Annotated in this window: 22 protein-coding genes; 10 read left to right on the forward strand and 12 right to left on the reverse strand. The window is 68.5% G+C overall.

Annotated elements, in window-relative coordinates; all coding sequences use genetic code 11:
• Positions 1–274: 274 nt before the first annotated feature.
• From ACN20J_RS25070 to dnaA, 5 genes are all read right to left on the reverse strand, one after another.
• Entirely contained in the window at positions 275–820 is a 546-nt protein-coding gene (locus ACN20J_RS25070; RefSeq protein ID WP_419666855.1) for a DUF721 domain-containing protein, read from the reverse strand.
• A complete protein-coding gene (gene recF / locus ACN20J_RS25075; RefSeq protein ID WP_190230809.1) occupies positions 817–1,941 on the reverse strand; it encodes a DNA replication/repair protein RecF in 1,125 nt (374 codons plus the stop codon). The genes ACN20J_RS25070 and recF overlap by 4 nt, the downstream gene beginning before the upstream one ends.
• Positions 1,942–2,045: 104 nt before the next feature.
• Positions 2,046–2,927 carry a phosphogluconate dehydrogenase (NAD(+)-dependent, decarboxylating) gene (gnd, locus tag ACN20J_RS25080; protein WP_419666856.1) on the reverse strand — a complete coding sequence of 294 codons (882 nt, stop codon included), beginning with the start codon at positions 2,925–2,927 and terminating at the stop codon, positions 2,046–2,048.
• 128 nt (positions 2,928–3,055) lie between these two features.
• Positions 3,056–4,186 carry a DNA polymerase III subunit beta gene (gene dnaN / locus ACN20J_RS25085; RefSeq protein WP_055611472.1) on the reverse strand — a complete coding sequence of 377 codons (1,131 nt, stop codon included), beginning with the start codon at positions 4,184–4,186 and terminating at the stop codon, positions 3,056–3,058.
• A gap of 1,019 nt (positions 4,187–5,205) precedes the next feature.
• Positions 5,206–7,098: a chromosomal replication initiator protein DnaA gene (gene dnaA, locus ACN20J_RS25090; protein WP_419666857.1), complete on the reverse strand. Its 1,893-nt coding sequence runs from the start codon at positions 7,096–7,098 to the stop codon at positions 5,206–5,208.
• 397 nt (positions 7,099–7,495) lie between these two features.
• Between dnaA and rpmH the strand changes: the two genes are divergently transcribed.
• The 9 genes from rpmH (at position 7,496) to ACN20J_RS25135 (ending at position 14,566) form a co-directional block, all read left to right on the forward strand.
• Complete coding sequence (rpmH, locus tag ACN20J_RS25095) at positions 7,496–7,633, forward strand: 50S ribosomal protein L34 (protein ID WP_006381191.1); 138 nt, start codon at positions 7,496–7,498, stop codon at positions 7,631–7,633.
• A gap of 18 nt (positions 7,634–7,651) precedes the next feature.
• On the forward strand, positions 7,652–8,023 hold the full coding sequence (gene rnpA, locus ACN20J_RS25100; protein ID WP_079052841.1) for a ribonuclease P protein component: 372 nt from the start codon (positions 7,652–7,654) through the stop codon (positions 8,021–8,023).
• Positions 8,020–8,385: a membrane protein insertion efficiency factor YidD gene (gene yidD / locus ACN20J_RS25105; protein ID WP_055611475.1), complete on the forward strand. Its 366-nt coding sequence runs from the start codon at positions 8,020–8,022 to the stop codon at positions 8,383–8,385. Before rnpA ends, yidD begins: the two co-directional genes overlap by 4 nt.
• A gap of 3 nt (positions 8,386–8,388) precedes the next feature.
• Positions 8,389–9,678: a membrane protein insertase YidC gene (yidC, locus tag ACN20J_RS25110; RefSeq protein WP_189841522.1), complete on the forward strand. Its 1,290-nt coding sequence runs from the start codon at positions 8,389–8,391 to the stop codon at positions 9,676–9,678.
• Positions 9,679–9,693: 15 nt separating this feature from the next.
• Entirely contained in the window at positions 9,694–10,206 is a 513-nt protein-coding gene (locus ACN20J_RS25115) for a protein jag (protein WP_055611477.1), read from the forward strand.
• A 138-nt stretch (positions 10,207–10,344) separates the two neighbouring features.
• Positions 10,345–11,061, forward strand: a complete 717-nt coding sequence (rsmG, locus tag ACN20J_RS25120) for a 16S rRNA (guanine(527)-N(7))-methyltransferase RsmG (protein ID WP_189841523.1) — start codon at positions 10,345–10,347, stop codon at positions 11,059–11,061.
• Positions 11,062–11,447: 386 nt separating this feature from the next.
• Entirely contained in the window at positions 11,448–12,521 is a 1,074-nt protein-coding gene (locus tag ACN20J_RS25125) for a ParA family protein (protein ID WP_079052842.1), read from the forward strand.
• On the forward strand, positions 12,518–13,621 hold the full coding sequence (locus ACN20J_RS25130; protein ID WP_359844670.1) for a ParB/RepB/Spo0J family partition protein: 1,104 nt from the start codon (positions 12,518–12,520) through the stop codon (positions 13,619–13,621). The genes ACN20J_RS25125 and ACN20J_RS25130 overlap by 4 nt, the downstream gene beginning before the upstream one ends.
• Positions 13,622–13,948: 327 nt before the next feature.
• Positions 13,949–14,566, forward strand: coding sequence for a GNAT family N-acetyltransferase (locus ACN20J_RS25135; RefSeq protein WP_189841525.1), 618 nt, complete (start codon positions 13,949–13,951; stop codon positions 14,564–14,566).
• Positions 14,567–14,724: 158 nt separating this feature from the next.
• Here the strand turns inward: ACN20J_RS25135 and trxA are convergent, their stop codons facing one another.
• The 7 genes from trxA to ACN20J_RS25170 form a co-directional block, all read right to left on the reverse strand.
• Positions 14,725–15,057 carry a thioredoxin gene (gene trxA, locus ACN20J_RS25140; protein ID WP_143641354.1) on the reverse strand — a complete coding sequence of 111 codons (333 nt, stop codon included), beginning with the start codon at positions 15,055–15,057 and terminating at the stop codon, positions 14,725–14,727.
• A gap of 43 nt (positions 15,058–15,100) precedes the next feature.
• On the reverse strand, positions 15,101–16,072 hold the full coding sequence (gene trxB, locus ACN20J_RS25145) for a thioredoxin-disulfide reductase (RefSeq protein ID WP_419666858.1): 972 nt from the start codon (positions 16,070–16,072) through the stop codon (positions 15,101–15,103).
• 194 nt (positions 16,073–16,266) lie between these two features.
• Positions 16,267–17,208, reverse strand: coding sequence for an anti-sigma factor family protein (locus tag ACN20J_RS25150; RefSeq protein WP_419666859.1), 942 nt, complete (start codon positions 17,206–17,208; stop codon positions 16,267–16,269).
• Positions 17,205–17,918, reverse strand: a complete 714-nt coding sequence (sigM, locus tag ACN20J_RS25155) for an RNA polymerase sigma factor SigM (RefSeq protein ID WP_189841528.1) — start codon at positions 17,916–17,918, stop codon at positions 17,205–17,207. Before sigM ends, ACN20J_RS25150 begins: the two co-directional genes overlap by 4 nt.
• A 27-nt stretch (positions 17,919–17,945) precedes the next feature.
• Positions 17,946–19,673: a protein kinase family protein gene (locus ACN20J_RS25160; protein ID WP_189841529.1), complete on the reverse strand. Its 1,728-nt coding sequence runs from the start codon at positions 19,671–19,673 to the stop codon at positions 17,946–17,948.
• A gap of 118 nt (positions 19,674–19,791) precedes the next feature.
• Positions 19,792–22,020: a murein biosynthesis integral membrane protein MurJ gene (gene murJ, locus ACN20J_RS25165; protein WP_189841530.1), complete on the reverse strand. Its 2,229-nt coding sequence runs from the start codon at positions 22,018–22,020 to the stop codon at positions 19,792–19,794.
• A gap of 46 nt (positions 22,021–22,066) precedes the next feature.
• Positions 22,067–24,433 (reverse strand): DUF6049 family protein, encoded by a 2,367-nt coding sequence (locus ACN20J_RS25170; RefSeq protein WP_419666860.1) that lies wholly within the window; start codon positions 24,431–24,433, stop codon positions 22,067–22,069.
• 234 nt (positions 24,434–24,667) lie between these two features.
• On the opposite strand from ACN20J_RS25170, the gene ACN20J_RS25175 reads away from it, so the two are divergent.
• The gene (locus tag ACN20J_RS25175) at positions 24,668–26,134 is read left to right on the forward strand and encodes a CCA tRNA nucleotidyltransferase (protein ID WP_189841532.1); all 1,467 of its coding nucleotides are present in this window, start codon (positions 24,668–24,670) and stop codon (positions 26,132–26,134) included.
• Positions 26,135–26,168 lie beyond the last annotated feature (34 nt).

Below are 26,168 nucleotides of genomic sequence, written 5' to 3' on the forward strand. Positions count from 1 at the left end.
CGGCGGGTGGCCGGAGCGGCTGCGGCGTGTTGCGTTGGTAAGCCTTAGTCAGCGTTGCTCGGTGCGTCCCACAAGTGGGGCGGGATTAGCCTCCAGTCTACCGGTAGCGCCGACAGTGATGGGGGTTTGCCGGTACCTGAGTCCGCATGTGCCGCCCTGAACCGGTCTCCACCGACTCCCCATATGCGGACCCGGGCTCAAAGAGGCGCAGAGCGGCACTCAGCGCTTCGAGGTGTCAACCCCCCGCTACGAACGGCATACCGTCCGGTCTGGCTCACCCGTAGGTGTCACCGGGGCCCGTGCTGCCAGGCGCGCGCAAGGGGCCGAATCGCTGGACGGGACCACCGGGGCCGAGCACCTTGATCAGCCTGACCGTGCCGTGCCCGAGGTCCTCGTTCAGGCGTGCGACCAGCTGCGGAGCGAGCAGCCGCAGGTTGGTCGCCCAGGCCGTCGAGTCGCACCGCACGATCAGCACGCGCTCGTCCTCGTCGTACTTCTCCGGAACGCAGTGGTTGGCCAGGTCGTCGCCGACGATCTCCGGCCAGCGGCCCATGACACCGCCGACGGCGGCCGGGGCCTCCCAGCCGCGCTCGGTGATGAGCCGGTTGATGGCGGAACCGAGCGCCATCGGGTCGCGCCCGTCGGCATGCGCGCCCGAGCGCAGACCGCCGCGCCGCGCCTGCTTCTTCTGCCGCACCGCGTCCCCACGCGCGCGTGCCTGTTCCTTCGCGGCGCGCAGTGCCACGCGCGCGAGGTCGACGCCGGAGGTTTCGGGGCCCTTCGCCGGCTCGGGCTTCGGCTCTGGTGTGTTCTCGCTCATACGCGCTCCACCGTGCCCCCGGACACGGTGAACCGCGTCCCCGTCAGTACGCCCGGTACGTCGTCGTCGACCGCGGCCGTCACCAGCACCTGCTCGCCCGGGGCCACCAGCTCGGCGAGGCGTTCGCGGCGACGGGTGTCCAGCTCGGCGAACACGTCGTCGAGGACCAGCACCGGCTCGTTGCCCTCGGCCCGCAGCAGGTCGTACGAGGCCAGGCGCAGGGCCAGCGCATACGACCAGGACTCGCCGTGTGACGCGTATCCCTTCGCGGGCAGCTCGCCAAGTTTGAGCAGTAGTTCGTCGCGATGCGGTCCGACCAGGGTGACGCCCCGCTCGATCTCCGACTTGCGCGTCTCCACCATCGCGGCCATCAGCTGCTCGTACAGCTCCTCGCGCGCGTGGCCGGTGATCTCGGGCGAGGAGGGCTTGTACTCCAGGGCCACGGGACCGCCGCCCGGCGCCAGTTGCTCGTACGCCTTGTCCGCCAGCGGCTGGATCGCGGCGACCAGGTCGAGGCGCTGGGCGAGCAGTTCGGCGCCCACGCGCGCGAGGTGCTGGTCCCAGACGTCGAGCGTGGACAGGTCCATCGTGCGGCCGCCGTGGCGTCGGGCGAGCGCGGCCGACTTCAGGAGCGTGTTGCGCTGCCGCAGGACGCGGTCGTAGTCCGAGCGCACGCCCGCCATGCGCGGGGAGCGCGCGGTGATCAGCTCGTCGAGGAAGCGCCGGCGCTCACCCGGATCGCCCTTGACCAGCGCGAGATCCTCGGGCGCGAACAGCACGGTCCGTACGATGCCCAGCACGTCACGGGGTCTGACCTGCGAGGACCTGTTGATGCGGGCGCGGTTGGCCTTGCCGGGGTTCAGCTCCAGCTCGACGAGCTGCTGACGCTCGCCCTGCCGGACGTTGGCCCGGATGATCGCCCGGTCGGCGCCCATCCGCACGAGGGGCGCGTCGGACGAGACGCGGTGACTGCCCAGGGTGGCGAGATAGCCGACCGCCTCGACGAGGTTGGTCTTGCCCTGTCCGTTGGGCCCCACGAACGCGGTGACGCCCGGGTCGAGCGGGACCTCGACCCGGGCGTACGAGCGGAAGTCGGCCAGCGACAGATGCGTGACGTGCATGGTCGTTCGCCGACCTCCCCCAGGGCTGTGGATCCGTGGTGCGGACCTGTGGACTACTTCTTCCGGCTACCCGACCGATTCACTTCGACCTCACTTCGGCGGGTTCACTTCTTCTCGACCGCGTGGCCGCCGAACTGGTTCCGCAGCGCCGCGACCATCTTCATCTGCGGGGAGTCGTCCTGCCGGGACGAGAACCGCGCGAACAGCGACGCGGTGATCGCGGGCAGCGGCACCGCGTGGTCGATGGCGGCCTCCACGGTCCACCGGCCCTCGCCGGAGTCCTGTGCGTAACCGCGCAGCTTCTCGAGGTGCTCGTCCTCGTCCAGCGCGTTGACCGCGAGGTCGAGCAGCCAGGAGCGGATGACGGTGCCCTCCTGCCAGGAGCGGAAGACCTCGCGCACGTCGGTGACCGAGTCGACCTTCTCCAGGAGCTCCCAGCCCTCGGCGTAGGCCTGCATCATCGCGTACTCGATGCCGTTGTGGACCATCTTCGAGAAGTGGCCCGCGCCCACCTTGCCGGCGTGGACGGCGCCGACGCCGGCGTCCCCTTCGGGCTTGAGGGCGTCGAAGATCGGCTGGACCTTGGCGATGTTCTCGGCGTCGCCGCCGTACATCAGGGCGTAGCCGTTCTGCAGGCCCCAGACACCGCCCGAGACGCCGCAGTCGACGAAGCCGATGCCCTTGGCCGCCAGCTCCTCGGCGTGCTTCTCGTCGTCCGTCCACCGCGAGTTGCCGCCGTCCACGACGACGTCACCGGGCTCCAGGAGCTCGGCGAGCTCGTCGACCGTCGACTGGGTCGCCGCACCGGCCGGGACCATCACCCACACCACACGCGGACCCTTGAGCTTGCCCACAAGCTCCTCGAGGCTGTGGACATCGGCGACGGCCGGATTGCGGTCGTATCCGATGACGGTGTGGCCTGCGCGGCGAATGCGCTCGTGCATGTTGCCGCCCATCTTGCCGAGGCCGACGAGACCGAGCTCCATCAGGTTGTTCCTTCACTAGCGATGTGACAGGAGGGCACTTTCGTACCTGCGTCCGAGCCTAAACCCGGACGCTCCCGCACATCTGTGGGCATAGCCGCTCAGACGTACGCCCCCACCTGCGGCCTTCCTCAGCCGCTGAGCCGCACCGGCATGATCAGGTACTTGTAGGCCTCGTCCGCCTCGGCGTCCAGCGCCGGCTTGCCGCTGAGCAGCGCGGGCTTCGTGGACGTCGTGAACGACAGCTGCGCGACCGGGGAGTCGATGGCGCTCAGGCCGTCGAGCAGGAACGTGGGGTTGAAGGCGATCGAGACGTCGTCGCCCTCCAGCTGGGCGTCGACCCTTTCCACAGCCTGTGCGTCGTCGCTGGAACCGGCCTCCAGGATCAGCACGCCCTGCTCGAAGCTCAGCCGCACCGGGGTGTTGCGCTCGGCGACCAGGGCCACGCGCTTGACGGCCTCCACGAAGGGGGCGGTCTCGATCACGGCGATGGAGTTGAACTCCGTCGGGAACAGCGAGCGGTACTTCGGGAGGTCGCCCTCCAGCAGACGCGTGGTCGTCCGCCGTCCCGCGCCCTCGAAACCGATCAGACCCTCGCCGGCGCCGGAGCCGGACAGCGCCAGGATGACGCTGTCGCCGCTCGTGAGGGCCTTGGCGGTGTCCAGGAGCGTCTTGGCGGGGACCAGGGCCACCGCGGACGCCTCGGGGTTCTCCGGCTTCCACAGGAACTCGCGGACGGCGAAGCGGTAGCGGTCGGTGGACGCCAGCGTGACCGTGTCGCCCTCGATCTCGATGCGCACACCGGTGAGGACGGGCAGCGTGTCGTCACGGCCCGCGGCGATGGCCACCTGGGCCGCGGCGGAGGCGAAGACCTCACCGGGGACCGTGCCGGTCGCCGACGGCATCTGCGGCAGCGCCGGGTACTCCTCCACAGGCAGTGTGTGCAGGGTGAAGCGCGAGGAGCCGCACACCACGGTCGCCCGTACACCGTCTGTGGAAATCTCCACCGGCCGGTTGGGCAGTGCGCGGCAGATGTCGGCGAGCAGGCGGCCGGAGACGAGCACCGTGCCTTCCTCGTCGATCTCTGCGTCCACCGAGACCCGTGCCGAGACCTCGTAGTCGAAGCTGGAGAGGCTCAGCGCGCCCTCTTCGGCCTTCAGCAGAAGGCCGGCGAGCACAGGCGCCGGTGGACGGGCCGGGAGGCTGCGTGCCGCCCAGGCCACTGCCTCCGCGAGTACGTCGCGTTCCACCCGGATCTTCACCGTTGCCGCCTCCGTCTGTTGCCGGCGCTCTCGCCCTGCTGCCTCGTCGTCTGACTCGGTGTCGCTCAGCCCGGTCATGGGAAGGACACCGGGGAACAGTCTGACGCACCGCACTGACAGTCGGTGCCCCTCGGGGTCAAGTCGTTCCGAGCGGCAGCTGAGGCTCCGAGCGCGAGTTGTGCACAGCCCCCACTTCGAATCGATTCCCTGACACTTTCTAGTTGGGAGTAGTAGTAGGGGCTGTGGATACCGTGGATAACCCCGTATTCGCAGGTCAGGGTCGGTTTTTTGTCCACCGGCCCTGTGGGTGGAGGCGGTGGAAAACTGGCGTCTTCTGTGGACGGGGAAAAGTTCTGCACACCCGATGCACAGGCGGGGGCCACTTCTCCCCAGCGCCGTCCCCAGCTTTACCCACGTTCCCCACAGCCCAACCCGGCACCTTCGTGTGACGCCTTTCACTCGACACGGTGAGGAGGCGCGTCACGTTGCCGAACAGTGGACAGCGGTGTGGAGAAGCCGAGGATCGCTGGGGACAACCGTCCCCAGCCTGTGGGCTGCCGGTGGACAACTTTCTGCACACCCTGTGGATCATCTCGTCGTCCACAGTCTGTGGAGATCGTTCGTCCACGAATCCACAACCTGCTGACCTGGTCTGATGCTCTTTCAGCAGCACACCCTGTGGACACGATCTGGACAACTTCGCAGTCCCCAGGATGTGGACGCGAGAAAGTCCCCAAATCTGTGGAGGGCGGCCGTAACCAGGGCGCGTATTCGAACAGCGGATGGTCTTCGGGTGTCGGCGGAGCGACTCCAGACGCGTCCGGAAGGGTCGTACGAGGGCGGTTGAGGGCTGAACGAGGACAGTGAGAGGGCCCTCAGGAGGCCTGTGAGAGCGGCGGAAGCAGCCTTCGGAGGCGTGTGAGGGCGGCTTGAGGCGCCTTCGGAGGCGTGCCGGAACGACGAAAGGCGCCCTCGGGAACGTGTCCCGGGGCGCCCTCAGCGACGTACGGCCGCTGCTGTCAGCCGTTCTTGATGCGGTTCGTGAGTTCGGTGACCTGGTTGTAGATGGAGCGGCGCTCGGCCATCAGCGCGCGGATCTTCCGGTCGGCGTGCATGACGGTCGTGTGGTCGCGGCCGCCGAACTGGGCGCCGATCTTCGGCAGCGAGAGGTCGGTCAGCTCGCGGCACAGATACATGGCGATCTGGCGTGCGGTGACCAGGACGCGGCTGCGCGAGGAGCCGCACAGGTCGTCCACCGTGAGGCCGAAGTAGTCGGCGGTGGCCGCCATGATGGCCGGCGCGGTGATCTCCGGGGACGAGTCCTCGCCGCCGGGGATCAGGTCCTTCAGGACGATCTCGGTCAGACCGAGGTCCACCGGCTGCCGGTTGAGCGACGCGAACGCCGTCACCCGGATCAGCGCGCCCTCCAGCTCACGGATGTTCCGCGAGATCCGGGACGCGATGAACTCCAGCACCTCGGGCGGGGCGTTGAGCTGCTCCTGCACCGCCTTCTTACGGAGGATCGCGATACGCGTCTCCAGCTCGGGCGGCTGGACGTCGGTGATCAGACCCCACTCGAAACGGTTCCGCAGCCGGTCCTCCAGCGTCACCAGCTGCTTGGGCGGCCGGTCGCTGGAGAGCACGATCTGCTTGTTCGCGTTGTGGAGCGTGTTGAAGGTGTGGAAGAACTCCTCCTGCGTCGACTCCTTGTCCGCCAGGAACTGGATGTCGTCGACAAGAAGGATGTCCATCTCGCGGTACCGCTTGCGGAAGCTGTCGCCCTTGCCGTCGCGGATCGAGTTGATGAACTCGTTGGTGAACTCCTCCGAGCTCACGTACCGCACACGCGTGCCCGGGTAGAGGCTGCGCGCGTAGTGCCCGATCGCGTGCAGCAGGTGCGTCTTGCCGAGTCCCGACTCTCCGTAGATGAAGAGGGGGTTGTACGCCTTCGCGGGTGCCTCGGCGACGGCGACCGCGGCGGCGTGCGCGAAACGGTTCGAGGCGCCGATGACGAACGTGTCGAAGAGGTACTTCGGGTTGAGGCGCGCGGTGGGCTCTCCGGGACCGGCCGCGGGAGCCGGCTGCGCGGCCAGCGGACCCGGGGCGCCACTGGAGGCGGGCAGATTCGAGCCGACGGGTCCGCCGCGGTGGACATGCCCGGTCCCGGGCTGCGACGGCGGCTCGGGACGGCGGTCGCGGCGGTCCGGGCGCTGGTCGTAGTCGGAGCGGGGCTGGTCGTACCCGGACCGCTGCTGCTCGTAGTCGGACCGCTGCTGGTCGTAGGGGGAGCGGTCCGGTGGCTGCTGCCGGTAGTCCTGCGAGGGCGACGCGTACGGATCCCGGTCCGGGAAGCCGAGCCGCTGCTGCTGCCAGCCGTAGTCGTCCTGCGAGGGCCGCGGCCAGGCGCCGGGATCGGGGCGCTGATAGTCGGGGTACGCGGGACGGGCGGTCGGGAGCTGGTCCCCGCGGGGCTGCTGCTGGTCGGGGCGGCCCTGCGGGTGGTCGTCCATGTGGTCGTTCGCACGGTGGCGGCCGTATCCCCGGTATCCGTCACGGTCCTGCGCGGAGGGGCGCTCGGGCTCCTCGTAGCGCTGCTGCGACTGGGCGGGCGGCGCCGGCGGGGCCGGGGACTCGCCGACCGAGTCGTCGACGGTGATCGCGATACGGATCGGGCGGCCGCACTCTCGGCTCAGGGACTCACTGACGATCGGCGCCAGGCGCCCTTCCAGGACCCCCTTCGCGAACTCGTTGGGCACCGCGAGCAGCGCGGTGTCCGCTACGAGTGCCAGCGGCTGGCAGCGCTTGATCCAGTGCTCGTCCTTCGTCTCGACACCCTGCCCACGCCCCTCACCGAGAAGTTGCTCCAATACTCGTGGCCACACTGCGGCAAGATCGGCAGGTACGTCAGCCACAGGGCACGCTCTCTCACGGGTCCCACGAACGTGTGATTCCTGGGACGGATTGGGTTGGAACTGAGGGTGGGGCGGGTGGCACGAATGAGATGGAGCAGGGAGAAGGGAACGAACCGGAGTCCAGCCACGGTAGTCAGGGCGACCCATGCGGTTCAAGTTGTTGTCCCCAGGCTGTGGATAGTGTCTCCCGGGCAGCGCTGGTTTGACCGGATGGCGTAGCCGCGCGTACCGTAACCAGGTCGAGTTGTCGATGGCTGCTGCCGCCTGCCTCCGATGGGCACAGATCGCGAAGAGTGATCGGGAAGCGGTGCACTCGGGCGTAAGCGAGCTACTCGTGGGCGCACGGTGACAGCCAAGACGGCACCCCGAAACTACCGATTTCTTCTGGAGCCCCCGAGTGAGCAAGCGCACCTTCCAGCCGAACAACCGTCGTCGTGCCAAGACCCACGGCTTCCGCCTGCGGATGCGCACCCGTGCCGGCCGAGCGATTCTCGCGAACCGTCGTGGCAAGGGTCGCGCCAGCCTGTCCGCCTGATCACCAACAGGTCATGACGTGCTGCCTACCGAGCATCGGCTGAGGCGGCGCGAGGACTTCGCGACCGCAGTACGCCGAGGACGCCGGGCCGGACGCCCGCTTCTCGTCGTTCATCTACGTAGCGGTGCAACCGACCCGCACGCGCCTGGGGAGAGCGCTCCCCCGACGCGTGCGGGTTTCGTTGTCAGCAAAGCCGTGGGCGGGGCTGTCGTACGCAACAAGGTGAAGCGTCGGCTTCGCCATCTGATGCGTGACCGAGTGGCTCTGCTGACCCCCGGTAGCCTGGTAGTCGTACGAGCGCTGCCCGGTGCGGGTGACGCCGACCATGCACAGCTGGCCCGAGACCTGGACGCCGCCCTGGAGCGGCTACTGGGAGGGGGCGCGCGATGAAGTACCCGCTGCTGGCTCTCATCAAGCTGTACCAGTGGACCATCAGCCCGTTGCTCGGGCCGGTGTGCAAGTACTACCCGTCGTGTTCCCACTACGGGTACCAAGCCATCGACCGTCACGGTGCGATCAAGGGAACGGCACTCACCGCCTGGCGCATCCTGCGGTGCAATCCGTGGTCGCTGGGCGGTGTGGACCATGTCCCGCCGCGCAAGCGTCCGCGGTGGCACGAAATGCTGCGTAACGCCTGGCGTGCACGCAAGGGCGGGACCTCCGCCGCCGAACCGGCCACCGAGGGGCACGGTATGTCCAACCATCCCTCGAGCCCGGCCGCCGAGACCCCGTCCCATGCTCAAGGAGCCTGATTAGTGGACACGATTGCCAGTATTTTCAGCTTCATCACGACACCCGTTTCCTGGGTCATCGTCCAGTTCCACTCTGTGTACGGCGCCATCTTCGGCCCCGACACGGGCTGGGCCTGGGGCTTGTCCATCGTGTCCCTGGTGATCCTGATCCGTATCTGCCTGATCCCGCTCTTCGTGAAGCAGATCAAGGCGACCCGGGCGATGCAGACGCTCCAGCCCGAGATGAAGAAGATCCAGGAGCGCTACAAGAACGACAAGCAGCGCCAGTCCGAAGAGATGATGAAGCTGTACAAGGAGACGGGCACCAACCCGCTCTCCTCGTGCCTTCCCATCCTGGCGCAGTCCCCGTTCTTCTTCGCCCTGTACCACGTGCTCAACAGCATCGCGTCGAACGACACCATCGGCGTGATCAACGACCGGCTGCTGGAGAGTGCGCAGAAGGCGCACATCTTCGGGGCTCCGCTGGCCGCGAAGTTCACGGACAGCGACGCCAAGGTCCAGGCACTGGGCTCCTCGATCACCGACGTGCGCGTCGTCACGGCGATCATGATCGTCCTGATGTCGTTCTCGCAGTTCTACACGCAGCGCCAGCTGATGACGAAGAACGTCGACACGACGGTGAAGACGCCGTTCATGCAGCAGCAGAAGATGCTGATGTACGTCTTCCCGATCATGTTCGCCGTCTTCGGTATCAACTTCCCCGTCGGTGTCCTCGTCTACTGGCTGACCACCAACGTGTGGACCATGGGCCAGCAGATGTACGTCATCCACAACAACCCGACGCCGGGTTCCAAGGCTCAGGCCTCGTACCTGGAGCGCCTGCACAAGCGCGTCACGCACCACGGCAAGACGCGCGGCCGCGGTGAGAAGGCCATCGTCAAGGCCATCGTGGCCAAGGGCCGCGACCGCAACGACTTCGAGCGCAAGTTCATCAACGGCCTGACCAAGGCGGGCCTGGCGGCCCAGGCCGACGGCACCGTGGTGAAGAGCGAGGCCTCGACGGTGGTCGAGACCGAGGACGGCACCCCGGCGACGGGCGGCGCCGCCCCCAAGCGCCAGCAGCCCAAGCGGCAGAGCAAGTCCCAGCGTCAGTCGGCTGCTCCTCATGGCGGTCCCAAGGCTGCGGACGAGTCCGCGCCGAAGACCTCGCTCAGCAAGTCCGACGAACCTGAGGACGCCAAGCCCGGCCCGAAGCCGGCGGGCGGCAAGTCCGCGTCCGGTGGCACCCGCAGCAAGGCCCAGTCCGGACAGCGCAAGGGCCCGCAGCGGCCCAAGTCCCCGTCCAAGAAGTAAGAAGGAGTCCATCCCGTGACGGAAGGCACCACCTCCGCTGCCCCTGAGGGTGGCGACACCCTGACCCGCCTGGAGCAGGAGGGCGAGATCGCGGCCGACTACCTCGAGGGTCTGCTGGACATCGCCGATCTCGACGGCGACATCGACATGGATGTCGAGGCCGATCGCGCGGCGGTCTCGATCATCAGCGACTCCAGCGGCCGTGACCTGCAGAAGCTGGTCGGCCGCGACGGTGAGGTGCTGGAGGCCCTCCAGGAGCTCACACGGCTGGCCGTGCACCGGGAGACCGGGGACCGCAGCCGGCTGATGCTGGACATCGCGGGTTACCGCGCCAAGAAGCGCGAGGAACTCTCCGAGCTGGGCGCGAAGGCCGCGGCCGAGGTCAGGAGCTCCGGTGAGCCCGTGAAGATGAAGGCGATGACCCCCTTCGAGCGCAAGGTGGTGCACGACGCGGTCAAGGCCGCGGGCCTGCGCAGTGAGTCCGAGGGCGAGGAGCCGCAGCGCTTCGTCGTCGTGCTCCCAGCCTGATCCAGCACGTCGTTCTCCGGCCCCGTCTGTGTTCGCAGGCGGGGCCGAACTTTGTCAGCCTGATAGTCCCCGATGGTTCCTGATAGTCCTGGTAGTCAGCGCGCAGTGCGCTCAAGCGGTACGGAAGGACGGTTCCCCGTGACGGAGGCAGCGGAGCTTCCCCCTGCGCCCGAGCAGGCCCGGGCGGTATTCGGCGATCGCTTCGCGGACGCGGTCCGCTACGCGGAACTGCTGGCGGACGCCGGAGTGAAGCGAGGTCTGATCGGCCCCCGTGAAGTGCCTCGCCTCTGGGAACGGCACCTGTTGAACTGCGCGGTGCTCTCGGAGGTCGTTCCCGAGAACGTGACGGTGTGCGATGTCGGTTCCGGTGCCGGACTGCCCGGTATCCCGCTCGCCCTCGTCCGCCCGGACCTGAAGATCACGCTCCTCGAACCTCTGCTGCGCCGGACGAACTTTCTCACCGAGGTCGTCGAGCTGCTCGGTCTCGACCACGTCACCGTCGTCCGTGGGCGCGCCGAGGAGGTCCTTGGCAAGCTGCCTCCGGTCCACGTGGTGACGGCGCGGGCCGTGGCGCCGCTGGACCGCCTCGCGGCCTGGGGAGTGCCTCTCCTGCGTCCGTACGGCGAGATGCTCCTCCTCAAGGGCGACACCGCGGAGGAAGAGGTCAAGAACGCCGGGGCTGCCCTGAGCAAGCTGGGTGCGGTGGACATCTCCGTGCTTCACGTCGGTGAAGGTGTGGTGGATCCTCTCGCCACGGTGGTACGCGTCGAGGTCGGGGAGAGCCCCGGCGGCGTGCGCTTCGCGGCCAAGCGGGCGAAGGCGGCACGGACGGGGCGGACCCGGAGGCGTCGCTGACCGATTCCCGAGGAGAGCGACTCATTCGGGATGTGTGTCGTCGGGGCGGAGGCTTGTTGACGGACTCGTTGACTGATCCGTCCTGACGACGAGACGTACTCCACACAAGCTGCCAAACCTACGCATGCCGGAGTGTCGCGCGGTCGTGGTCGCGCGCGCTGTGCATCGTGTTTCACGTGAAACGTCGCTCACTGCTGCACGGCATCATCAGTCGCGGACGCGCCGCGGCCGAACCCCGCGACCGAAACCCTCTGGGATCCCTGGGATCCTTCGGCAAAAGACCCTCTCGTGGCGGCCATGCGTCCCCCGGAGAGGGCACGGAGTTGTCCACAGAGGTGGATTTCTCCACAGAACCACGGGCCTCGCTGGTTCACGACCCCGAAGACATGGGAGGCTCTGTTCATTGCGAGCCTGAAGTCGAGGAGAGTGAATCCTTGCGGTCCGACGCCAACATCGCGGGACCGATGACCGATCCGGTCCCCGGTCCCCGTACCGAGTCGATGGGGGAGGATGTTTCACGTGAAACACCGCCCCCGATGGACGACACTCCCATCGGTCGTGCTGCCCAACTGGCGGTGGAGGCTCTCGGCCGCGCCGGCGAGGGCCTCCCACGGCCTGACCAAACCCGCGTGATGGTGGTCGCCAACCAGAAGGGCGGGGTGGGCAAGACCACGACCACGGTCAACCTTGCCGCTTCGCTTGCTCTGCACGGTGGACGCGTCCTGGTGGTCGACCTCGACCCTCAGGGCAATGCCTCCACTGCGCTGGGCATTGACCATCACGCCGAAGTTCCTTCGATCTACGACGTGCTGATCGACAGCAAGCCACTCTCCGAGGTAGTTCAGCCAGTACCTGATGTCGAGGGTCTCTTCTGTGCACCTGCCACGATCGATCTCGCCGGTGCGGAGATCGAGCTGGTGTCCCTGGTGGCACGAGAGAGCCGGCTGGAGCGGGCGATCCAGGCGTACGAGCAGCCGCTGGACTACATCCTCATCGACTGCCCGCCCTCGCTGGGCCTCCTGACGGTCAACGCTCTCGTAGCCGGCGCAGAGGTGCTCATCCCGATTCAGTGCGAGTACTACGCACTGGAGGGCCTGGGCCAGCTGCTGCGCAACGTCGATCTGGTGCGGGGGCACCTCAACCCCAACCTGCATGTCTCGACGATCCTGCTCACCATGTACGACGGCCGGACCCGCCTCGCGTCCCAGGTCGCCGACGAGGTGCGCAGTCACTTCGGCGATGAGGTGCTGCGGACGAGCATTCCGCGCTCGGTCCGTATCTCCGAGGCCCCCAGCTACGGTCAGACGGTTCTGACCTATGACCCGGGGTCGAGCGGTGCCCTCTCCTACTTGGAGGCGGCACGAGAGATCGCGCTGCGCGGAGTCGGAGTGGCCTACGACGCGCAGCATGCCCACATGGGCGCACACAACGAACAGAGCATGGTGGAGGGGATCCAGTGAGCGAGCGACGGAGGGGGTTGGGCCGTGGTCTCGGCGCACTGATCCCGGCTGCACCGACAGGAGAGAAGGCGGCACCGCCCGCGATGGGCGGAGCGTCCACATCGCCGGGAGCCGTGCCCGTGCTCACCGCAGAGCGCGGGGTGGCGGCGGCCAAGGTGGCCGCACTTCCGGCGGCCCATGTTTCACATGAAACAGAGGAGCCGTCGGCGAGCGTTTTCGGCGAGGCTCCGTCGGCGCCGGTCGGTGCGTACTTTGCCGAGCTGCCTCTCGACTCCATCACCGCGAACCCGCGCCAGCCCCGTGAGGTCTTCGACGAGGACGCTCTCGCGGAACTGGTCACCTCCATCAAGGAGGTCGGCCTTCTCCAGCCGGTCGTCGTACGGCAGATGGGTCCGGCGCGCTACGAGCTCATCATGGGCGAGCGGCGCTGGCGGGCCTGCCGTGAGGCAGGGCTCGACGCGATCCCGGCGATCGTGCGGGCCACGGATGACGAGAAGCTTCTCCTGGACGCGCTCCTGGAGAACCTGCACCGTGCTCAGCTGAACCCGCTGGAAGAGGCTGCCGCCTACGACCAGCTGCTCAAGGACTTCAACTGCACGCACGACCAGCTGGCCGACCGGATCGGCCGGTCGCGCCCTCAGGTCTCCAACACCCTGCGTCTGCTGAAGCTGTCGCCGTCGGTCCAGCGCCGCGTGGCCGCCGGGGTGCTCTCCGCCGGACATGCGCGAGCCCTGCTCTCCGTGGACGACTCGGAGGAGCAGGACCGCCTGGCTCACCGGATCGTGGCCGAGGGGCTCTCGGTGCGAGCGGTCGAGGAGATCGTCACGCTCATGGGCTCGCGGCCGCAGTCGGCCGCCCGCTCCAAGGGGCCGCGGGCCGGCACACGGCTCTCCCCGGCGCTGAGCGATCTCGCGACCCGTCTCTCGGACCGCTTCGAGACTCGGGTGAAGGTCGACCTCGGCCAGAAGAAGGGCAAGATCACCGTCGAGTTCGCCTCGATGGACGACCTTGAGCGCATCCTCGGTTCGCTCGCCCCGGGTGAGGGACCGGTTCTGCAGAAGAGCCTCCTGGACGACGACTCCGAGGAGACGGAAGCCTGAGGCCTGGGTCGGCCGGTCGATTTCGACCGGCCGGCCAGCGGAGCGGGCCGTGTCCGGTGTGTACCGGAACACGGCCCGCTCTTTGCTTTCAGGCGGTATCGATGGAATCTCATCGTGGATACGATGCGTTCGGGTATGGCGCATTCACCTGGCAGCACCTTTTGTGGGGAGGCGAGGGGCCATGCGAACGGTGAGCCGGACCGGACTGGTGGGCGCGGGCCTGGGGCTCGGCGCGGTCGGCGGGTTCGTCGGCAGCCTGCTCAGGGAACGGAGCGCTCTGACAGCCGCTCGCGACGCTGCGGGCGAGGAAAGTGAGGAACTGCCTTCATGGGGCGCCGGCTCGCACCGCTCACGCTGGACAACCTTCAGGACCTTCCCAAGCGCTGTCGCGCGTGTGTCTTCTGGGAACTGGACCCAGTCAGCGGTCAGGCCGCGGTAAAGGCAGGAACACCCGAGCTGGAGAAAGAGGCGTGGATCTCCGCCGTCCTGCTCGAATGGGGTTCCTGCGGCCGGGTCGTGTACGTGGACGACGTACCGGCGGGCTTCGTGCTCTACGCACCGCCCGCCTATGTGCCGCGGGCGACGGCCTTCCCCACGAGTCCGGTCTCCCCTGACGCGGTCCAGCTGATGACGGCCTTCATCACACCGGGCTTTCAGGGGCAGGGACTTGGACGTGTGATGGTCCAGACGGTCGCCAAGGATCTGCTCCGGCGGGGCTTCAAGGCGATCGAGGCCTTCGGGGACGCCCGCTGGAAGGAGCCGGCCTGCGTCCTGCCCGCCGACCATCTCCTGGCCGTGGGATTCAAGACCGTCCGGCCGCACCCGACGTACCCGCGACTGCGCCTGGAGCTGCGTACGACGCTCTCCTGGAAGGAAGACGTGGAGTTGGCGCTCGACCGGCTGCTGGGGGCAGTACAGAAGGAGCCGGTGCTGCGTCCGCTGTAGGCGCGTGCTCTCGGGTCCGTCGGCAAGGCGCCTGCGCCAGTGGCCGTACACAAGGCGTATGCGCCAGCTGCCGTACATGCGGATGGGCCAGCCCTTCCGGGCTGGCCCATCCGTGTTTCACGTGAAACATCGCCGCCTGCTGTGGGCGGCTTGCCGAACTACTCGGCGATGAAGTCCTCGAGGTCCCGCACGATCGCGGCCTTCGGCTTGGCACCGACGATGGTCTTGGCGACCTCGCCACCCTGGTAGACGTTCAGGGTCGGGATGGACATGACGCCGTACTTGGCGGCCGTACCCGGGTTCTCGTCGATGTTGAGCTTGACGACCTCGATCTTGTCGCCGTACTCGGCGGCGATCGCCTCGAGGGACGGAGCGATCTGGCGGCACGGACCGCACCAAGCGGCCCAGAAGTCCACCAGGACGGGCTTGTCGCTCTTGAGAACGTCCTGCTCGAAGGAATCGTCGGTCACGTGCTTGAGGGTGCCGGCCACGGCGGGCTCCTTAACTGGTTGGTGCGGTGGGGCGGGAAGGGGGTCAGACAGCGGTCTTCTCGGGCTCCGCGGCGGCCTCGCCGTCCGCGAGGGCGGAGAGGAAGCGCTCGGCGTCGAGAGCGGCGGAGCAGCCGGTGCCGGCCGCGGTGATCGCCTGGCGGTAGGTGTGGTCGACGACGTCGCCGGCGCCGAAGACACCCGTCAGGTTGGTGCGGGTCGAGGGTGCCTCGACCTTGAGGTAGCCCTCCCCATCCAGGTCGAGCTGGCCCTTGAAGAGCTCGGTGCGCGGGTCGTGGCCGATCGCGATGAACAGGCCGGTGACGGGCAGCTCGGATGTCTCGCCGGTCTTCAGGTTCCGCAGCTGCAGACCGGAGAGCTTCTGGTCGCCCTGGATCTCGGCGACCTCGCTGTCCCAGACGAACTTGATCTTCGGGTCGGCGAAGGCACGCTCCTGCATCGCCTTGGAGGCGCGCAGGGTGTCGCGGCGGTGGACGATCGTCACGGACTTGGCGAACCGGGAGAGGAAGGTCGCTTCCTCCATGGCGGTGTCGCCGCCGCCGATCACGGCGATGTCTTGGTCCTTGAAGAAGAAGCCGTCACAGGTCGCGCACCAGGAGACGCCACGTCCGGAGAGGGCGTCCTCCTTGGGCAGACCCAGCTTGCGGTGCTGCGAGCCCGTGGTGACGATGATCGTCTTCGCGCGGTGCACGGCGCCCGCCGTGTCCGTGACGGTCTTGATCTCACCGCTGAGGTCGACCGCGACGATGTCGTCCGGTACCAGCTCGGCACCGAAGCGCTCGGCCTGCGCACGCATGTTGTCCATGAGCTCGGGGCCCATGACGCCGTCCTGGAAGCCGGGGAAGTTCTCCACCTCAGTGGTGTTCATCAGCGCACCGCCTGCGGTGACGGCGCCCTCGAACACCAGCGGCTTAAGCGACGCGCGCGCGGTGTAGAGCGCCGCCGTGTAGCCGGCGGGCCCGGAGCCGATGATGATCACGTTACGGACGTCGCTCACGGAATGATTCCTCGTCTCTGGAGACTGCTTCGTACGACTGGTGGGAGCCTCTCTCAGAACTCTCACCCCACCCAACGGATCCTAAGGGGCGCGCATTCCCGCTGTGTCCGGGCACACGAAGACGCGTCACCGCGCGGGGACGCCAGGGGTGGCACAGAGGTGCTCAGGACGGTCCGCGGAGGAGCCGGGCTCGCTCAGCTCCGCGCGTAGGAGTGCTCCAGCAGAACCTTGCCGGCGGAGATCGACGGCTTGTCCACACAGGCGGAGTCCACGACGTAGGCCGTGACGCGTGTGGTGTCGGAGACGTCGGGCAGCACCACGAGATACGCGTCCTTGCCCTCGTAGGAGCCTTCCTTGAAGGCGAGCGGTTCTGCGTCTCGATCGATTCCCTGTGTGATGCACCCGGGAACCGGGACTGAGGGCGTATTAAGGATGTGCGGCCCCTCAGTGGACTGGGTGCCGTACGGGTTGGAGGTGCGAGGGCCGCCGTCCTTCTTCTTGTCGGCCTTGTTCAGAAGATCCGCGACCTGGCCCTTGAGCTTGCCCTCGGCGAAGGTATTCGCGGAGTCGCTCTGCTGGGGAGACGCCGACGGGGAGTCATTGTCCGAGGCGTTGTTGCCCAGCGACTGGAACAGGAGACCGCCGAGTCCCAGCGCGGCGGCAGTGAACATGGCGCTCAGGACCGCAGTCCTACGGCGGACACGACGCGGGCGGTTCGCGCGGCCCGGGCCGGTGGCGGCGCGGGGGCGTCCGGCGGGACGGTCTGCCGCAGTCGATGTTTCACGTGAAACATGCCCGCCGTCGCCGTCGCTCTCATCGGCCAGGGGGCGCGAAGCGCCGACGGACGCGAGGGCGCCTGTGACGTCGTCTTCGGGAACCGTGGCATTCAGCAGTGCCTCGGCGGCGAGAGCGGCGTCGATACGTCCCGCGACATCGTCGGGCATGCGGAGCGGACCCGGCAGCGTGCCGAGCAGGCCCCGGATCTCCTCCAGCGAGTCGTAGACGTCGGCGCAGAGCGCGCAGTCGTCCAGATGCCGTCGCACGTCCGCCGTGCGGGTGGGAGGGAGCAGACCTTCGGTGAGGTCGGAGATCTCCTCGACGTCCGGGTGCCCGGCTTTGTCGGTCGTGGATGTCACGCTCGCCCACCTCCGCCCTTCACAGCAGCTGAATCGCTTGGTCCATCGTGTTCTCCCGCTGCGGGTGGGACGGATGCCCCCTGCGTGCGGTTCCGTCCCTCACCCGACTTCTTGCTCGCTCTGTCGCTCCCGCTGTCCGTACGCAGGTGTTTGAGCAGCGGGAGAAGTCTGGCTCTGCCACGCGCGCAGCGGCTCTTGACCGTGCCGGTCGGCACATCGAGCAGGCTGGCGGCCTCCGCCACGGGGTAGCCCTGCATGTCCACCAGGACGAGGGCTGCCCGCTGATCGGGAGGCAGAGTGCCCAGCGCCTCCAGCAGTTCACGGTGCAGATCGTTGCGCTCGGCAGGAGCGGAGGCCGACTCGTGCGGCTCCAGGAGCTGTTCGAGCCGTTCCGTGTCGTCCACGGGGGACGTCCTCCTGGAAGCCGCCTTGCGCGCGCGGTCCAGGCAGGCGTTCACCGTGATCCGGTGCAGCCACGTTGTGACGGCCGACTGGCCACGGAAGGTGTGGGCGGCCCGGTAGGCGGAGACGAGGGCGTCCTGGACGGCGTCAGCGGCCTCCTCGCGGTCGCCCAGCGTCCGCAGCGCCACCGCCCAGAGCCGATCACGGTGACGCCGCACTATCTCGCCGAAGGCGTCGGGATCGCCCTCCACATGACGGGCGAGGAGGTCCTGATCGCTCACTTCGCTGAACCCGGCGCCGTCCGCCATCGAACCCCCTCCCCCTCCGGTGGATACTCAGCCGGTGAACTTCACGTCGGTGACGGCCTGCTTGTACCCGGCGTCGCTGAACTGGTCACCGGGCGCGTACGGCAGCGCAGTGAACCACACCAGCACGTACTGGGTCTTCACTTTCTTGTCGGCCTTCACCTTCGCGGTGGTTCCGCTCGTTGTCAGGGTCCCGAGCTTCTGCATCGAGCTCAGCGACGTCGAGGAGCTCATGGAATCCGTCGCGTACAGCGAAACCGTCGTGTGGTTACCGCCGAACCGGAGACCTATCGAGGCAGCCGAGATCTCCTGCTTCGAGCCGAGGTCGTAGACGATGCCGACGCCCGGCTTGTAGGCCGGGTTCATCTCCGGACCGTCCAGGAAGCTCTTGCTCCGCCAGTACGTCGAGCTGTCGCCGTCGTAGGTCTTGGCCACGTCCCCCGCCGCCTGGGCCGAACCCTTCGCGACGTACTCCTCGGCGCCCTCGATGGTGATCGGCTTGACCGGCTTCACCTTGTCGCCGCTCTTGTCGTTCCCGTCCGTCGTCTGGGTGTCGCCGGTGTCGTCGGACTTCCCGCGGTCCATGAGCGCGTCCGCGAGCTGCCAGCTGCCGAGACCGAGTGCGGCGATCAGAAGGGCGGACACCGCCCACTTGAGTGCCTTGCCGGTACGGGTCTGCAGCGGAGGCAGGGGAGTCGGTACCGGCTGGGTGGCCCCCGGGTGGGACGAGGGGCGGCCGTAGTTGCCCTGCTGGTACGTCGTGCGCTGGTAGTCCGGCGGCGCCGTGAACGCGGGCTCCGGCGGCCGGATGCGAGGCATCTCGCCGACCGCCTTCACCAGCTCCTCCGGCGTGGTGCACGGAGGCTCCTGGCGGGAAGCGGTCGCGCCGTCGTTGACGAGTGCGCGCATCGCGAGCTCCGAAAGGCCCCGGTGCACACCTGCCCGTACCTGGTCGGGGGCGATGAGGCCCACGCCCTTGGGCAGCCCGGAGAGGCCGTACGCGTCGTCCTCGTACGGCCAGCGCTGGGTGAGCGTGGCGTACAGCAGCGCGCCGATCGCCTCCGTGTCCGTGCGCTGCGGAGTGTCCGAGCTGATGCCGCGCAGCGCCGCGTTCACGGCGAGGCCGCGGATGCGCCACTGTCCGGACGAGGTGCGCAGCACGGCGCCAGGGGTCAGCTTCAGATGCGCCAGCCCCTCACGGTGTGCGGCGGCCATCGCCTGGGAGACCTGGCTGACCATCTGGTACGCCTCGTGCACCTCCAGCGGGCCGGAAGCCAGGAGCGCTGTCAGCTCCGTGGCATCAGGCAGCCACTCGTGCACCACATAGACGAGGTCGTTCTCCTCGACCGCGTCCAGGACCTGGACGAACCGGGGATCACCCAGGAGGGCGGAAGAACGGGCCGCCGCCAGGACGGAGCGCGCTCGTGGATGGTCGGCGGGCAGCAAGTGCACACCGACGGCGCGGCGGAGTTTCTCGTCCACCGCACGCCAACTGCTGAAACCGTCCACACGGGTGACGCACTCTTCCAGGCGGTAGCGTCTGGCGAGTTTGTGACCGCTGTGCAGCTCGGGCGGCGAGGTCCTGCCAGGGCTCTCGTTCCCCCCGCTCCCCTGTTCCTCTTCGCTCTCCGAGCTGTCCGTGTCCCGCTCCCGGTTCTGGGCCACCCCGTCGGCCGTGGACTGGTCCGCCTTCGCGGTCAGCGGCTCGTCGCCGCTGTTGTCTGCCACGTCGACGGCAGCCGTGCTCCGTTCCACCACCGTCGTTCCTGCCTCCCCATCCATTGCGCGCTGTCCGACGCCAAAGCCAATTGTGCCCACAGTCCGCCCCTATGCACGACACGCGGTCGCGCACGATGGTTGTGCGCCTACCCCGGTCTCAGCGCCCAAGGCGCCCGCGGACCATGCCGACCATTCCGTTCAGCTCCTCGATGCGCATCCGCCGCGCCGCGACGTAGAAGACACCGAGCAGTACGACACCACCGCCGAGCAGGGAGGCGAACGAGCCGCCGACGCCCTGTCCCAGTGTGTGGCCGATTCCGTAGCAGGCCGCACCACTGAGCAGTGCGGCCGGCACCGACGCGATACCGAGCCGTGCGTATGTGCGCAGGACCCGGCCACCGTCCAGGTCGCCGCCCAGCCGCTTGCGCAGCCGACTCCACGCGACCCCGACGCCGATCGCGTAGGCAAGACCGTACGACGCGGCCATGCCCGCCACCGCCCAACGCGGGGGAAGCAGGAAGAAACAGAGCGCCGAGGCCCCGGCGTTGACGGCGGCCACGATGACCGTGTTGTAGAAGGGGGTCCGGGTGTCCTCGTACGCGTAGAAGGCGCGCAGCACGACGTACTGCACGGAGTACGGGATCAGGCCCAGGCCGAAGGCCATCAGCATGTAGCCCATGTTCGTCGCCTCGCTGGTCCCGGAGGAGCCGAACATCAGCGTGCACATCGGGATGCCGAGCGCGACGAAGCCGAAGGAGATCGGCACGATCGCCACGGCGGTCGTACGCAGACCCTGGGAGATGTCGTCGCGCACCGCGCCGCTGTCGCCCTCATGGGCCGAACGCGAGAGCCGCGGCAGCAGGGCGGCCATCAGGGAGACCGTGATGATGGCCTGCGGCAGACCCCAGATGAGCTGGGCGTTGGCGTAGGCCGCGAAGCCGGTGCCGTCGACCGGTGAGTCCTTGCCCGCCGCGGTGGACAGCTGGGTCACGACGATCGCGCCGGCCTGGTTGGCGAGGACGAAGAGCACGGTCCACTTGGCGAGCATCGCCGCCTTGCCGAGCCCGTGGCCCTTCCAGTCGAAGCGCAGCCGCAGCCGGAAACCGGTCTCACGGAGGTACGGGATCATCGCGAGTGCCTGGACGACGAGGCCGAGCAGAACACCGATGCCGAGAAGCCGCTCGCCCTCCGGCGGAATCGTCGCGGCTTCCATGCCGGAGTTCTCCGCGGTGCCGTACACCCAGATGAACAGTCCGAGCGTCACGATGATGACGACGTTGTTGAGGACCGGGGTCCACATCATCGCGCCGAACCGTCCGCGCGCGTTCAGGATCTGGCCCATCACCACGTGGATGCCCATGAAGAAGATCGTGGGCAGGAAGTAGCGGGCGAAGGTGACAGCCACGTCGTTGGCCGCCGCGTCCCTGGCGACCGGCGTCGACAGCACGCGGACCAGGAACGGAGCGGCGAGCACCGCGAGCGCGGTGAGCGCGCCGAGAACCACGACGACGAGGGTCAGCAGCCGGTTGGCGAATGCCTCACCACCGTCCTCGTCGTCCTTCATGGCGCGCACCAGCTGCGGTACGAAGACGGAGTTGAGGCCGCCGCCGACGGTCAGGATGTAGATCATCGTCGGCAGCTGGTAGGCGACCTGGAAGGTGTCGCCGAGGAGGCCGACGCCCAGCGCCGCGACGATCAGCGCGGAGCGGATGAAGCCGGTGAGGCGGGACACCATGGTGCCCGCCGCCATGACCGCGCTGGACTTCAGCAGGCCGGACGCCCGGCCACCGGACTTCTTCGCGGCCGCCGGCGCGGGTGCGGGCGGGGGCGTCGAAGGCGGCTCAGCAGCCGGAGCGGGTTCCGGCGTAGGAGAAGGCACGCTGGGCGGACCTCCCGCGGGCGGGTACGCGCCGCCCTGCTGCTGGTCCCGGAAGAGATGAGCGAAGGCGTCCGGCTCGTGTCGCTGCTCGCCGGCCTGGGTCACCAGGTCGTCGACGCCCACGAACTGGGTCGTACGGGGGTCGTCGCCGTACGGCAGGTACTGGGTGGGGCCCTCCGGCTCGGGGGCCGGGGTCTGGGCCCACACGCGCGGGTCGGGGGCGTACGGGGACTGGGGCGGCTGAGCGTAGAGCGGGGGCTGGGGCTGGTAGGTGCCGGGCGGCGGCGGGGGATGCGCGGCGCGGTCGTAGAGGGCCTCGGTGACAGGGTCCTGGGCGGCGAGATCCTGGGCCCGGTAGGGATCCTGGGCGTAGGCATCCTGGAGGTACACGTCGGGTGCGGGTTGCTGAGGCACCTCGCCGGGCTCCGGCGGGCCCTGCGGCGGGTCGTCGGGGTGGCCGGAGCCGCCCGCGCCCTGACCGCGGTCACCGTCGTACGGCGCGTTCATGGTTACCCCACCTCATCGTCCCCGGGCCCACCGGCCGCGACATCGCTCAACGGTCCACTCTCTCACCAGTGCCGGACGGGTCCGTGATTTCCGCTGCGGTGTCCGGTGAAGGGTCACTCGGGTGCTCGGGCTCGTGTGCCCTCGACTCGGCTTCGGATGCTTCGGGAGCGTCCGCGTCCTCGTCCTCGCCGTCCGCCTGGGCGTTCTCGGATTCCTGCGTGGTCTGGCGGGCAGCCGCGCGCTTGCGCTGGGTGTACATCCGGAATCCGGCGAGCACGAGCAGCAGAACACCACCGGCGATGACCAGCATCACCGTGGCGGTGATCTCGGTGACTTTCACGTCGAAGGCGACTTCGGGACCGTACGGCCGGCCGTCCTCCGTGAACAGCTGGGCGACGACTCCCGCCCGGCCGTTGGCGTGCGCGTTGGTGGTGAACTTCACCGACTGGCTGTGCCCGCCCGAGACCGTGACCGGCTGTTCGTCGTAGGCGCCGTCGCCGATGCTGAGGCGGCTCGGCTGGGTCGAGGTCAGGCGCAGCGTCAGGTGATCGACACCCTGGACGAGGTTGTTCTGCACCGTCACGGGGATCGTGGCGCTGCGGCCCGACAGCTTCGCCTCGGACTTCTCGATCAGTCCGACGCTCTCGGTGAGCAGGGTGAGGTACGCCTCCACACCGTCGCGGTAGAGCGTCGCGTCGGTGCTGCGGCCGCGCCAGGACGTGGACACCGACCGGTCCATGGCCCGTCCGAAGGGGGTGGCCACGCGGGACTTGTCCGCGAGGATCACCTGGAAGCTGTCGAGGTCGTCCTGCGTGCGCTCGATCTGCTCGAAGGCCGTCTGCGGCAGCTCCTGCTTGCGCAGCGAGGAGGGGTACGACCCCGCCGACGGGACCCGCGTGGTGGCGCCCGCGTCCGGCTTGGCCTTGGTGGCCGCGGACAGATCCGCCGACTGGGACCAGTTTCCGTCCTGGAGCGCCGTCAGCGCCTGTGCCATCGCCTGGGCCTGGCTGGAGGTCGGCATGCGCTGGGGGGCGACCACGACGCTGCGCTGCTTGTCCGGGACCTGGAGCGAGAACATCAGGCTCTGAGCGAGAAACTTCTGCACGGCGAGGGTGGAGTTGTCCGCCACCGTCATGTCGCCCTGGAACGCCGTCGACAGACGGGCGTCCGCGACCACCGCCGTGGTGCCGCCGCCGATCGGACGCGCCGCGGAAGGCGTGTACGGAAGGCTTCCGGCCTCCTTGAGGCTGTCGCTGCGGGCGATCACCGTGTCGGCTCCGGCCGAGGTGGCGACCTTGACGATCGAGGGGTCGATCGCGCCGTTCGCGGGCCAGGCGTAGTCCGTGCTGGGGGTCACATGGAGGATCGACTCCACCGTCGTCGCGGCCACTGTGGTGGCGTCCTTGAGGCGGCTGAGCGACCCGGTGGCGGTCTTTCCGTTGTGGGCCAGCGACGCCAGATCCGGGTCGGCGAACGGGAGAGCGACGACTTCCTCGTTCTCGACCGTTTTCTCCAGCTCGGCGAGCCACTGCTTGGCCACCGCCTGGTGCGTGCCCGCCGTGGTCGCCGTGCTGGAGCCGTTCACCTGGACGCGGTAGCTGCGGGTCATCGCGTCGACGGAAGCCAGCAGATCCGGGTCGACGACCCATGTGACGTCGAGGTTCTTGCCGAGCGAGAGGAGCTGCTGCAGGCGCCCGCCGGGGGCGAGCTCCGCGGCCAGGTCGTCGTCCTTGAAGACGGGGGTCTGCTGCTCGTTCGAACCCGTCTCGGCCGTCATGTGGGAGGTGGAGATGAGCGGCCAGAGGTAGGTGGTCCGGGTCTTCGTGTCTGCGGCTTCGGGCTGCCACGGAATGAAGGTCCGCTCGATGCCAAGGATCTGGTCGTACGCGGCGGCGGCGGTCCGGCCGGTGAGCGTGACACCGAGCTGGTAGACGCCGTCGGAGGAGAGGGGCAGCTTGTCGACGGGGACGGAGATGCTGAAGGTCTGCGGGACACCCGGCGCCAGCTTGGCGAACTTCGCGACGTACTTGCCGCCGACGTCCGTACCGGCGTACGGGTTGCTCTGCGCGGCGTCGTCGATCGCCGAGCGACCGCCCATCGTCGGGCCCACCCGGAGACCGACGTGCGCGCCGGTGATCGTCTGCTTGCCCTTGTTGACGATCCGGCCGGACACGGTGAGCGTGTCCCCTTCGGAGGGCACGCGAGGGCTGAGCGTGTCCAGGGAGACACCGACCGTACGGGAACCGGAGACCTCCGCTGCGGCGCTGCGCTCGGCCGCGTGCGCGGACGGCGCCACGGGCAGCTGGCAGAAGCCGGCCAGCAGGGGGGCCGCGGCCAGCAGCGCCCCGGTGCGCCGCAGCCAGCGGCGGGCAGGTGAGGGAGTCATCCCCTGGAAGTCTGCCGCCTCGGCCACGCGCTCGCCCGTCCCTCGTCGTCGTCAGTGGTCGTCGGAATGTGCGTCCACGCATGGTAACGATGCGCGCTGAGGGTAAGTGCCGCGGTCCGGTCCACAAGATCGGGGACGAGACCGTGCTGTCCCACTATGTCCGCCTATCAGTGGCGAGGCCTCCGCAGGGACGAGGGAAGGTGTCCGTGCACGTTTAATGGAGGCGCCCGCGGGGGTCCGGGCCACGTACCCTTTTCTGTTGTGCCGAACGCCAACGAAGACAATCCCAGTGCCCTGAATCAGGTGCAGAGCCGCGCGGTGAGCGAACTGCTGCGGGTGTCCCCCGTCGCCGATGAGCTCGCCCGCCGTTTCCAGGAGGCCGGGTTCTCCCTCGCCCTGGTCGGCGGCTCGGTCCGGGATGCCCTCCTCGGCCGGCTCGGCAACGACCTCGACTTCACGACCGACGCCCGGCCCGAGGACGTACTGAAGATCATGCGGCCCTGGGCGGACGCCGTGTGGGAGGTCGGGATCGCCTTCGGCACGGTCGGCGGGCAGAAGGACGCCCGCGTCGGAGACGTCAGCCAGAGCTTCCAGATCGAGGTGACGACCTACCGCTCGGAGGCGTACGACCGGACCTCGCGCAAGCCCGAGGTCTCGTACGGCGACTCGATCGAGCAGGACCTGGTGCGCCGTGACTTCACGGTGAACGCGATGGCCGTGGCGCTCCCCGAGAAGGAGTTCATCGATCCGCACGGCGGGCTCGACGATCTTGCCGCGCGCGTTCTGCGGACTCCGAGCACTCCTGAAGCCTCCTTCTCCGACGACCCGCTGCGGATGATGCGGGCCGCGCGGTTCGCCGCACAGCTCGACTTCGAGGTGGCACCGGACGTCGTCGCGGCCATGAAGGCCATGTCCGAGCGCATCGAGATCGTCTCCTCCGAGCGCGTGCGCGACGAGCTGAACAAGCTGGTCCTGTCCGCGCACCCGAGGAAGGGACTGACACTGCTCGTCGACACCGGGCTCGCCGACCGGGTGCTGCCCGAGCTGCCCGCGCTGCGCCTGGAGCGGGACGAGCACCATCGGCACAAGGACGTCTACGACCACACGCTGATCGTCCTGGAGCAGGCGATGGCGCTGGAGGAGGACGGTCCCGACCTGACGCTGCGCCTGGCCGCACTGCTGCATGACATCGGCAAGCCGCGGACGCGTCGTTTCGAGGACGACGGTCGGGTCTCCTTCCACCACCACGAGGTGGTGGGCGCCAAGATGACCAAGAAGCGGATGACCGAGCTCAAGTACTCCAATGAGCTCGTGAAGGACGTCTCGCGTCTGGTCGAGCTGCACCTGCGCTTCCACGGCTACGGCACCGGGGAGTGGACGGACTCCGCGGTCCGCCGGTACGTGCGTGATGCGGGCCCGCTCCTCGACCGCCTCCACAAGCTGACCCGCTCGGACTGCACGACGCGCAACAAGCGCAAGGCCACCACGCTCTCCCGTGCGTACGACGGCCTGGAGGAGCGCATCGCCCAGCTTCAGGAGCAGGAGGAGCTGGACGCGATCCGGCCCGACCTCGACGGCAACCAGATCATGGAGATCCTGGGTGTCGCGCCCGGCCCGGTCATCGGGCAGGCCTACAAGTTCCTCATGGAACTGCGTCTGGAGAACGGGCCGATGGAGTACGACGCAGCGGTGTCGGCGCTCAAGGAGTGGTGGGCCGCACAGAACTGAGGATGCGAGGCGGGGTCATGTTTCACGTGAAACA

This window comes from Streptomyces sp. 2-1 (assembly GCF_048564895.1).
In the GTDB taxonomy this organism is placed as follows: domain Bacteria; phylum Actinomycetota; class Actinomycetes; order Streptomycetales; family Streptomycetaceae; genus Streptomyces; species Streptomyces phaeochromogenes.

Coding starts and splice junctions, on each gene's coding strand:
- ACN20J_RS25070 (WP_419666855.1), bottom strand. CDS start 820: ATGAGCGAGAACACACCAGAGCCGAAGCCCGAGCCGGCGAAGGGCCCC.
- recF (WP_190230809.1), bottom strand. CDS start 1,941: ATGCACGTCACGCATCTGTCGCTGGCCGACTTCCGCTCGTACGCCCGG.
- gnd (WP_419666856.1), bottom strand. CDS start 2,927: ATGGAGCTCGGTCTCGTCGGCCTCGGCAAGATGGGCGGCAACATGCAC.
- yidD (WP_055611475.1), top strand. CDS start 8,020: ATGAAGTACCCGCTGCTGGCTCTCATCAAGCTGTACCAGTGGACCATC.
- ACN20J_RS25125 (WP_079052842.1), top strand. CDS start 11,448: ATGGGAGGCTCTGTTCATTGCGAGCCTGAAGTCGAGGAGAGTGAATCC.
- ACN20J_RS25135 (WP_189841525.1), top strand. CDS start 13,949: ATGGGGCGCCGGCTCGCACCGCTCACGCTGGACAACCTTCAGGACCTT.
- sigM (WP_189841528.1), bottom strand. CDS start 17,918: ATGGCGGACGGCGCCGGGTTCAGCGAAGTGAGCGATCAGGACCTCCTC.
- murJ (WP_189841530.1), bottom strand. CDS start 22,020: ATGAACGCGCCGTACGACGGTGACCGCGGTCAGGGCGCGGGCGGCTCC.